This window comes from Acetobacter sp. AAB5 (genome assembly GCF_050106715.1).
Taxonomy (GTDB): domain Bacteria; phylum Pseudomonadota; class Alphaproteobacteria; order Acetobacterales; family Acetobacteraceae; genus Acetobacter; species Acetobacter oryzifermentans.
The window spans coordinates 1-7,294 of sequence record NZ_JBNIEW010000026.1; the positions used below are offsets into that span (position 1 = coordinate 1).

Here is a 7,294-nt window from a genome sequence, read left to right on the forward strand (position 1 = left end):
CCTCAATCAGAGGTTCCCAGATCGCCCATGTCTCGTCCGTAAAGGTGCCTGTTCTGTCTCCTTCTTCCATCCCTACAATATGGGAAGAAATTCAAGATCTAACAGGCCCTAAGATTGTCTACATTATTTGTGCTTAGATTCGACATTTGCCTCTTGGATCTACAGAGAGGCAAATGTCGCCTGCGTCCAAGCCTCAGCAGCCCTCACCCATGCGGGCGAAACACGACCTTGGTGCAGCGATCTTTTTTGTCCCTGAATTTTTCATACAGTGCTGGCCCGTCTTCCAGGTTTGAAGACCGATGACTGATGACAAAAGAAGGATCGATTTCCCCTTTCTGGATGCGTTCCAGCAGAGGCTTGAGATATTTCTGCGTATTTGTTTGCCCAGTCCGCAGGGTCAGTCCCTTGTTCATGAGGATACCGATCATGACTGGCCCAAGGGCACCGGCATAGACACCAGGCATGGAAAGAATGCCGCCTGGGCGGCATCCGAGGATGGCCTGATTGAGAGCGAATGGCCTCTCGAGTGTTGTCGCTGAAAGCAGTGCTGAACCGACTTTTTGCATCATGGTATCGGCGCCATGTGCTTCCATACCGACGGCTTCGATAACGGCATCTGGCCCAAGTCCATCAGTCATTTCGACAAGAGTTTCCTGGATGTTCTGAGTACGGAAATCTATGGTTTCCGCACCTGCTGCCCGTGCCATGGCCAGTCTTTCCGGGACTTCGTCAATGGCAATGACGCGCTTTGCTCCCAGCAGAAAGCAGGAGCGGATCGCCATCTGTCCAACCGGACCACATCCCCAGACAGCAATGGTTTTTTCGGATTCGGGAGTGATCTCGCAGTTTTCTGCAGCCTGGTAGCCGGTAGGGAAAATATCGGACAGGAAAAGGACCTGCTCGTCCTCCAGTCCTTCGGGGACAATAATGGGTCCGACGTCTGCATAGGGAACACGCAGGTATTCGGCCTGTCCGCCTGAAAAACCACCTGTGATATGTGAGTAACCAAACAGGCCGGCTAGAGGGTATCCAAAGGTTTCGGCCTGCTGGCGCCTGTTGGGATTTGTGCGCTCACAGCAGCTCCAGTTACCCCATTTGCATTGTCTGCATTCGCCGCAGGAAATCGTAAACGGTACAACGATACGATCTCCAACCGAGAGACGCTTATTGTCTTTTCCGACTTCGACAACCTCCCCCATTGTTTCGTGCCCGAGAATGTCACCACATTTCATGGTCGGCATGAGGCCGTCCATCAGGTGCAGGTCAGAACCACAGATGGCACAGGCCGTCACCTTGATGATGACATCCCGCCCCTCAATGATTTCCGGGTCACGCACACTTTCACAGGTAATCTTGCCCTTTTTCTGCCAGGTCAAAGCTTTCATGGGAGGTCGTCCTGTTCTGGAGAGATGCAGGAGAAACGCCTGATGGTGTCGATAGTTTGGAAGGTTCCTGCAAACAAAACTTGATGCAGGTCTCGGGCTTGTGAGCGAACGTTTTCCTGAACCCCGTGCATGTCTCCCGTCGCGTCGCCGGAACAGAGTTTAGGTATCAGAATATCGTATTAGTCAGTAGTATCCTAATATTTGTATTATGATTATGATTATTCCAATAACTATCTGATTTATTTTATAAAATACAGACGGATAAATTGGGTTGATATTTTCTGTTGCATGGTATCTGCGTGATCAAGGTCTGCTTCAGGCTGCCTTTTGCACTACATAATCATACGATCAGTATCCGTTGTGAGGTAGAGTTTTACTGTTATGCGGTAATTTCAGATCGGTAATGCTGCTCAATGACCGGAAATATCACGACATGATCCGCCTCAGACAGAGCCAGACGGTGCCGGTGGATCACAGCTGACGTAACCCTGTTTTCGTTTTTCAAAGGCCAGTCGCCAGCCGATCTGAGATTTCGACTGAGGAACATCAGACGGTGGCAACTGGTTATCCGATACGGTCTAAGAAAGCTGCTTTGTCGGGCTGTTATGGACCGCAGAGCTGCTTAGCAGTTGCACTGATGTGTCGTCCCAACCTGACAGCCTTTCTGAGCACAACAATGACTCTTACGATACGAGCACGCCGGGACTTACGAAAACTGTTTCCCGGTATCGGATACTTAAAGTCCCAGCGCGGAAAGTCCTGGATGATCCTCCGGACGACGTCCTGCAGGCCAGTGAAACAGGCGATCATCGGCTGAAATAGGCTGATCGTTGATCGATGCCGCACGGTAGCGCATCAATCCCGCTCCATCGAACTCCCAGTTCTCATTCCCATGCGACCGGAACCACTGCTCGGCGTGATCTTTCCATTCATAGGCAAAACGCACGGCGATCCGGTTGTCCTGAAACGTCCAGAGTTCCTTGATGAGTCGATAGTCCTGTTCGCGCTCCCATTTGCGCTTCAGAAAAGCGACGATTTCTTCGCGCCCGGTAATAAATTCCAGACGATTGCGCCATCGACGCGGAAATCTCACAGAAGGGTTTGAAATCCTGCCGCGTCGGTGGGTTGTGGAACGGACCTTCGGTTGGATGATCCGCTGGCGTCGCCTTGTGAAGGACTACGAACAGCGGATCGACGTCGCAGAGGCCATGATCCACATCGCCATGGGAAGCCTCATGCTACGCCGAAACGCTCATCCGTGAATTTCCAAAAGGGCTCTTACAAAAATGCTCCGCCCGTTCTGGAGTGCGACCACGGATGACAACCTCAATGCCCGGATACAGGGCTGAGAGTGCCTCTACATGCGCAAGGGCTTGGGTGCCTGTGCCAATAATCAACACCCGCTTTACAGCATCAGAAGCAAATGTGCGAATACCCAGCATGCTCATGGCTGATGTCCGGCGCATTGTTACAGTGGGGCCATCCAGATTGAAAAGGAAGCGTCCATCATGTGCATCGGCGCATGTAATCATGCCCTGAATGGTGGGAAGATGGAGTGCGGGATTTTTACCAAAAATTGTGAGTATTTTGGTGGCAATCAAATCCTCTGCCACGGTTGGCATGCACATAAGCGTGCCGTTGCCATCTTGCGTGGGAACAACGGTACGAGGCGGGCATGTAATGCCACCATTTGCGTAATCGCGCACTGTGCGGGCAGCATGTTCACCAATGCAGGAAATGGTAAAAGTGCCTGCGTTTCTGGCGCACCGTAATATTGCATGTAGGGCATGTCCATATTTGAGTTCGAGGTTATGGCGCTGATTGCACAGCGCAGCACAGTGAACGTCAAGGGGCAGTAACCTGCACAGATACATGCACTGGTAGAAAAATGCTGGGGTTGAGGCGGTTCGGAACAATCGGACACAAAATGAGTTTCAGGCATCCATTCTTATATAATCTATTTGCTACCTATTATTTTGCTTAACGTATGGCATGGGAAAGGAGGGAATATAAAAAATAGAAGACCGGTCTATTTTTTATATGGACAGGCAATGTATTCGTCCATATATAAGCTCCTATGAAGATTGCAGAGAAACATCACGCTGCTCGGCAGCACATCCTGAAAGCGGCTAAACCGCTTATCGGCCAGCGTGGTTTTTCGGCTGTTGGTCTGACACAAATATTGGATGTTGCGGGAGTTCCCAAGGGCTCTTTCTACCATTACTTCGAATCAAAAGAAGTATTTGGGGAAGAGCTTCTTAGAACTTATATTGAAGATTATCTGGTAAAAATGGATGATCTTTTTGAAAGTGCAGATGGTAATGCAGCCGAAAAAATAGCGCGTTACTGTCAGTTCTGGCGCGATACGCATCTTAGTAAGCAGATTGGGAATAAATGCCTGATTGTTAAACTTGCAGCGGAAGTCTGCGATCTTTCGGAACGGATGCGGGCCATTCTGGAAGGTGGCACCAGGAGTGTTATTGACCGGCTTAGCGCACTTATCACGGCGGGGCAGGGAGAAGGCTCAATAGGCAACCGGCAGGAGCCGGAAATGCTTGCGGCCTCACTTTACCAGCTCTGGCTGGGTTCGACCCTGATAGTGAAAATTACACACAGTTCTCAGCCGTTTGACCAAGCATGGCAGGCAACCAAACGGCTTCTGGAAATCTAGAAAGCAGGGAAAGCGCACAGCGTTTTACTTTGCGCAATAAATAGACGACCGGTCTACTATAAAGACCGATCTTAATAAGGTGTCTCAATGCAGAACTTTGAATTCTATAACCCTACACGCATCCTGTTTGGCAAAGGCATGATAGCTCGGCTTGATGAACAGCTATCGCCTGAAGCCCGCGTGCTTGTGCTTTATGGTGGTGCAAGTGCCGAACGTAGTGGCACGTTGGCTGAAGTTCGGGCAGCGCTGGGGAACCGCACTTTCCGTGAGTTTGGCGGTATTGAAGCCAACCCTACATATGAAACCCTTATGAAGGCCGTGGCTCTGGTGCGGGAGGAAAAGCTCGACTTCCTTTTGGCTGTTGGTGGCGGCTCTGTCATGGATGGCACCAAGTTTGTCGCGGCTGCTGTGCCGTATGAAGGCGAGCCGTGGGATATTCTTGTCAGCAAGGGTAAAGCCGCAACAAAAGCGCTTCCGCTGGGCACGGTTGTCACCTTGCCTGCCACGGGTTCAGAAATGAACTGCCTAAGCGTTATTTCTCGCCAGTCTACGGGTGACAAGTTGTTGTTCTCCAACCCGTTGGTCTATCCGCGTTTTTCTGTGCTGGACCCCATGCGCACCATGAGTTTGCCCATGAAGCAGGTGATTAATGGGGTGGTGGATTCCTTTGTCCATGTGATGGAACAGTACATGACCTATCCGGTCGATGGCATGGCGCAAGATCGCTTCTCAGAAGGGCTGCTGTCCAGCCTGGTTGAGATCGGGCCGCGTATTGTCGCGACACCAGATGATTATGATCTGCGCTCCAACCTCATGTGGGTTGCAACGCTTGCCCTGAATGGCTTGATCGGCGCGGGTGTGCCCCATGATTGGAGCACGCACATGATTGGTCATGAAATTACGGCAAAATACCACATTGATCATGCCCGCACGTTGGCCATCGTATTCCCTGCGTTAATCAAGGTTCGTCGTGCCGAAAAGCGCGCCAAGTTGCTGCAATATGCAACGCGGGTATGGAACCTGACCGATGGTACGGAAGATCAGCGGATTGATGTTGCCATTCGTAAAACTGAGGAATTCTTCGAAGGTTTGGGCGTACCAACCCGTCTGTCTGCCTATGAGATTGGTGCTGAAGGCATCAACGATCTGGTTGGTCAGCTTGAAGATCATGGCATGACGCATCTGGGTGAAAACGGTGATGTTACCCTAGATGTAAGCCGCAAAATTCTGGAAGCCGCTGCCTGACCTGAAGTGTCGCTATCGCCGGGGTGAAGGGGAACAGCCCGTTATCCCGGCAACCAATAAATTAATGAGAAACGAGACTTAAAAATGGCTTACGCCACAACCAATCCTTATACTAACGAAGTTGTTGCAACTTTCCCAGAGGCTACTGATGCGGAAGTTCAGACCGCATTGGCCGAGGCGCATGCTGCTTTCGAAGCTTGGCGCGATACATCCTTTGCAGAGCGAGCAAAGGTAATGAATGCCGCTGCTGCCATTCTGCGTCGTGATGTTGATAAGTATGCCCGTTTGGGCACGCTGGAAATGGGCAAGCTGTTTGAAGAATCTAAAGCAGAAATTATTCTTTCTGCTGAAATTTTTGAATACTATGCAAAACATGCAGAAGCACTTCTGAAGCCGGAATTGTTGCCTGTAGCAGACCCGGCAGAAGGCAAAGCCATGCTGGTGCATGAGCCGCTTGGTATCGTGCTGGCAATTGAGCCGTGGAACTTCCCCTTCTATCAGGTCGTGCGTATTATTGCGCCGCAGCTTTCCGCTGGTAACGCCGTGCTGCTCAAGCATGCTTCCAACCTGCCGCAGTGCGCTGCTGCCTTTGATACACTTATGGCAGAAGCCGGGCTGCCCAAAGGGTTGTTCCGCAACCTGTATGCAGCACGCCCGCACACAGCCATGATTTTGAATGACCCTCGCGTATGCGGTATCGCACTCACGGGGTCAGAAGGCGCAGGCACGGTTATTGCTGGTATTGCTGGCAAGGCACTGAAGAAGGCCACCATGGAACTCGGTGGAGCAGATGCTTTCATTGTGCTTGATGATGCTGACGTTGAAAAAGCAGCGCGTTGGGCGGTCATCGGTCGCCACTGGAATGCTGGCCAAGTTTGTGTTTCTGCAAAGCGCCTGATTGTAGCTGATGCTATTTATGATCAGTTCGTTGCTCTTTACAAAGAAGGTGTCGCAGCTCTCAAAGCAGGTGACCCGATGGACCCCAAAACCACGCTGGCTCCGTTGTCATCTCAGGCTGCTGCTGATGACTTGCGCGATCAGGTCACGCGGGCGATGGATCTTGGTGCCAAAGTTGAGGTAATTGGGGCGCCAGTTCCCGAACAGGGTGCTTTCTTCCAGCCGTTGCTTATGTCCAATCTGGATCAGAAAAACCCTGCACGCCATTGGGAATTTTTTGGACCTGTTACCCAGATCTACCGCGCGAAGGATGAGGCCGACGCCATCCGCATTGCCAATGATTCGCCCTACGGTCTAGGCGGCAGCGTATTCACAAAGGATGAAGCCCGAGGCACCCGTGTAGCACGGGCCATCCGCACCGGTATGGTGGTGATTAACCATCCACTATCGCCCAAGGCAGACCTACCTTTTGGTGGGATTAAAAACTCAGGCTATGGCCGTGAATTGATTGGCCTCGGCATTAAGGAGTTCATCAACCACAAGCTCATCAATGTAGTGGATATCGACGCAGCGTTCTGATTTGTATGATTGGAAGTGGCCAACATTTCTGGATGATTTTCCAAAGATGATGCCTGCACCGTATAGTGTGAAAGCCGCATAGGCCGTAACAGACAACCTAAAAAGGGGCTTCCATTGTGGAGGTCCCTTTTTTGTATGGGGTTTGGTTGCGCTAAAATGGGATTACGGACTTCATCTCTTACGCAACATGTCGGCTTTATTCAGAGGCAGGCTGATGACGATTGCCATCATGATTTGTGATGAACATTAGGTGTTTGGTCCCGGGGTTTGATGGGTTGGATTGATGATGAATCTTTCTGGCTCTGAAGTCCATATTTTGCAGACATATTCGTAAGGTGTGAGGCCACTGAGGGTCTTGAGCCTTCGCCCAAAATTATAGGCTGCCATGAAGTCGTTGAGGTGTGTTCTCAACTGCTCATGACTGTCGTAATGGAAGCGTTTGACGGTTGCTTCCTTGATTGTCCGGTTCATCCGCTCAACCTGACCGTTCGTCCAGGGATGATTGGGTTTCGTCAGA

At 51.0% G+C, this 7,294-nt stretch carries 6 protein-coding genes and 2 pseudogenes; 4 read left to right on the forward strand and 4 right to left on the reverse strand.

Translation table 11 applies throughout. The features are described from left to right. Positions 1–203 precede the first annotated feature (203 nt). Both ACP7IZ_RS13205 and ACP7IZ_RS13210 read right to left on the reverse strand, forming a co-directional pair. A complete protein-coding gene (locus tag ACP7IZ_RS13205) occupies positions 204–1,385 on the reverse strand; it encodes a zinc-dependent alcohol dehydrogenase (protein ID WP_011251546.1) in 1,182 nt (393 codons plus the stop codon). Between the two features lie 736 nt (positions 1,386–2,121). Continuing rightward, a pseudogene (locus tag ACP7IZ_RS13210) lies at positions 2,122–2,463 on the reverse strand (DUF1348 family protein); the annotation flags it as partial. Between ACP7IZ_RS13210 and ACP7IZ_RS13215 the strand changes: the two are divergent. Beyond that, the gene (locus ACP7IZ_RS13215) at positions 2,420–2,647 is read left to right on the forward strand and encodes a transposase (protein ID WP_231621155.1); all 228 of its coding nucleotides are present in this window, start codon (positions 2,420–2,422) and stop codon (positions 2,645–2,647) included. The pseudogene ACP7IZ_RS13210 and the gene ACP7IZ_RS13215 overlap by 44 nt on opposite strands. 15 nt (positions 2,648–2,662) lie before the next feature. Here the strand turns inward: ACP7IZ_RS13215 and ACP7IZ_RS13220 are convergent. Next, positions 2,663–3,165, reverse strand: a pseudogene (locus ACP7IZ_RS13220) (delta(1)-pyrroline-2-carboxylate reductase family protein); the annotation flags it as partial. Between the two features lie 297 nt (positions 3,166–3,462). On the opposite strand from ACP7IZ_RS13220, the gene ACP7IZ_RS13225 reads away from it, so the two are divergent. The 3 genes from ACP7IZ_RS13225 (at position 3,463) to ACP7IZ_RS13235 (ending at position 6,777) form a co-directional block, all read left to right on the forward strand. Beyond that, positions 3,463–4,056: a TetR/AcrR family transcriptional regulator gene (locus tag ACP7IZ_RS13225; RefSeq protein WP_035350860.1), complete on the forward strand. Its 594-nt coding sequence runs from the start codon at positions 3,463–3,465 to the stop codon at positions 4,054–4,056. 87 nt (positions 4,057–4,143) lie between these two features. Next, complete coding sequence (locus tag ACP7IZ_RS13230; protein ID WP_003631147.1) at positions 4,144–5,301, forward strand: iron-containing alcohol dehydrogenase; 1,158 nt, start codon at positions 4,144–4,146, stop codon at positions 5,299–5,301. 84 nt (positions 5,302–5,385) lie between these two features. Beyond that, a complete protein-coding gene (locus ACP7IZ_RS13235) occupies positions 5,386–6,777 on the forward strand; it encodes an NAD-dependent succinate-semialdehyde dehydrogenase (protein WP_003631146.1) in 1,392 nt (463 codons plus the stop codon). Between the two features lie 246 nt (positions 6,778–7,023). On the opposite strand, the gene ACP7IZ_RS13240 is transcribed toward ACP7IZ_RS13235, so the two are convergent. Then, positions 7,024–7,294 (reverse strand): integrase core domain-containing protein (locus ACP7IZ_RS13240; RefSeq protein WP_426849634.1); only part of this gene is annotated, 271 nt, incomplete at its 5' end.

Coding starts and splice junctions, on each gene's coding strand:
- ACP7IZ_RS13230 (WP_003631147.1), top strand. CDS start 4,144: ATGCAGAACTTTGAATTCTATAACCCTACACGCATCCTGTTTGGCAAA.
- ACP7IZ_RS13235 (WP_003631146.1), top strand. CDS start 5,386: ATGGCTTACGCCACAACCAATCCTTATACTAACGAAGTTGTTGCAACT.
- ACP7IZ_RS13205 (WP_011251546.1), bottom strand. CDS start 1,385: ATGAAAGCTTTGACCTGGCAGAAAAAGGGCAAGATTACCTGTGAAAGT.
- ACP7IZ_RS13225 (WP_035350860.1), top strand. CDS start 3,463: ATGAAGATTGCAGAGAAACATCACGCTGCTCGGCAGCACATCCTGAAA.